Raw genomic sequence first — 2,604 nt, forward strand, 5'->3', positions numbered from 1 at the left:
TGACGCAGAGCGCCGGCACGCTGCAACATGCCGGCACCAGCCTGGCCGGCAAGGACATGACGTTGTCCGCGACAGGCCAGGATGCGCCCGGCGGCGCTTCGTCTTCCGTGGGGCTGGACCTCGCGGGCGGCACCTTGTCGGCGGCGAACAGGCTGACGCTGACCTCCGCCAAGGACATGGACACTTCCCACGCCACGCTGCATGGCAGCGGCCTGGACCTGTCCGCCGCCAACCTGCGCAACCAGGGCGGCAAGCTCACGTCCTCGGGCGATGCGACGATCAAGCTCGGCGGCGAGCTGGACAACACCGGCGGCATGATCGCGGCGGCGGGCAAGGCCCGCGTCGACACCACGCGCCTGGGCAACCGCGACGGCACCGTGGCGGGCGGCAACCTGACCATCATCACCAGCGGCGCCATCGACAACCAGCGCGGCCTGCTGCAGGCCGACGACACGCTGACCCTGACGGCCGCCAGCCTGGACAACCGCAACACGCTGACCTCCAGCGGCGCGCCCGCCAAGGGCGTGCTGGGCAAGGTGGCCAGCATCGTGGCCGGGCGCGTGAACAACCAGGGCGGCGCAATCAGCGTCGGCCAGGACCTCGCCATCAAGGCCGGCGAATTGGACAACACCGCCGGCGAAGTGGCCTCGCAAGGCGCCGCGCGCATCGAGGCCGACACGCTCAAGAACACGCAGGGCAAGCTGCTGGCCGGCCGAACCCTGTCCGTCATTGTCAAGACTCTGCGGGAACTGGGCACGCTGCAGTCGCAGGGCGATCTGTCCTTCGCCTATGACGGGCCGCTGAATCAGCGCGGCGATCTCATCGCCGGCCGCGATCTGAGCCTGGCCGTGGGCGGGACCATGGACAACACCGCGCGCATCAACGCGGGCCGCGATCTGAACATCTGGGCCGATACGCTGAACAACCAGGCAACGGGCGAGCTGGTGGCCGGTCGCAACAATACGATCAACGTCGCCGGCACGCTGACCAACGCCGGCCTGATCGACGGCGGCAATACGCGCATCACGGCGGGCGGCGTGACCAACCTGGGCCGCATCTATGGCGATGGCGTGGCCATCGGCGCTGGCACGTTGCTCAACGGCGCTGGCGCCAACGGCGGGGCCGTCATCGCCTCGCGGGGCAGCCTGGATCTGGGCGCGGTCACGCTGGTCAACAACGGCCACGCGTTGATTTACTCGGCGGTGGATCTGCGCATCGGCGGCGCGCTGGATGCCAGCGGCCGCGCCGTCGGTCAGGCGCAGTCGCTGCAGAATGCCGCAGCCACGATCGAAGCCGCGGGCAATGCCAATATCTCGGCGGCGGCGATCCTCAACCTGAATATCAACTATGCCAGCCAGACCGTGCTGGTGTCGTCCGAACTCAAGCGCTACTACCGCGAAGCCAACAACAATGGCAATCCGGCGGGCGCGATGCTGGACAGGGACAGTTTCTGGGTCTGCTACGAGAACGGTCCCCAGTGCAGCCAGGACCCGCGTTGGGCGACGGGCGGCAGGGACCGGCTGCTTGTCGTTCCGTCGGACAAATACCCCGCGTCGCGCTACGGGCCTCCGTTTGATTATGTGCCGCCCCGTTGGGAGGGCGACGGCAGCAGCAAGCCGAATGAAGCGACCGCGCCGGTCGCCCCGACGTACATCACGCCTGACTATGTATGCAATGGGCCGGGCGGAGATGCGGGAGAAGGGACATGTTCCTACACAGCGGAACGCTTTCTCTATGCGCGCGATTCCCGCATCTGGTCGGTATTCGATGTGGCGCCGCCCGCCGGCCCCATGCCCGTGTGGGTCGAGCGGCAGTACCCCTGCGGTGCCGACTGGCAATGCCAGGCCAGCGAGGTCGCGCGCCGCAAGGTCTATGACGAGGCCTATGCTGCGTTCAAGGCGACACATATGCAGTTGGACGCGCGCATCCGTGACTTCAACGCCGATTTCGCGCGCCGCCTGCGGCACAACTTTGTCTACTACGACGTAACTGAAACCGTCACCGAGACGCGCGCGACCGCCAGCGACCCAGGCAGAATCCTGTCGGGCGGCGCGATGACGTTGACCGGCACCGTCACTAACGACAAGAGCCAGATCGCCGCGGGTGGCGCATTGTCGGTCGTCGGACCCGGCATCGACAACATCGGCGCGGCCGGCACGCGCACGGTGGCGCGTGCAGGTTCCATGACCCTGAGCACCGAAGGCAATGGCCGGCGCCGGGAAACGACCGGTCGCTACCAGGAAACCTTGGCCTCCCAGCCCATCGAGGTGCCGGTCGGAACCTCCGGCGGCAACATCCAGGTCACCCTGAGCGGCGGGGCGCCGGGCGTCACCGGCGTCGCCGCGCCCGGCCCCGTGCGGGTCGCCAGCGTCGGCCTGCCCGACGGCAACGCGGTGCGTACGGTCTCCAATCCGGCCAGCATTCCCGACAGCCAACTTTTTGCCGTCAACAGCCGGCCGGGCGCGCCCTATATCGTTGCCACCGACCCGCGTTTCACGGGCCAGCGGCCCTATGTCTCCAGCGACTACCTGCTGGACCTGCTGCTTCGACCCGGCGCGCTGCCGGGCACGCCGAACGGCAACGCTGCCGGAGCCGGCAACGGCT

At 68.3% G+C, this 2,604-nt stretch carries 1 pseudogene; it reads left to right on the forward strand.

Features of this window, described 5'->3' with window-relative positions:
* Positions 1 to 2,604, forward strand: a pseudogene (locus tag KDH83_RS30285) (hypothetical protein); the annotation flags it as partial.

The sequence above is a fragment of the Achromobacter sp. Marseille-Q0513 genome (genome assembly GCF_018195695.1).
Lineage (GTDB): Bacteria > Pseudomonadota > Gammaproteobacteria > Burkholderiales > Burkholderiaceae_B > Achromobacter.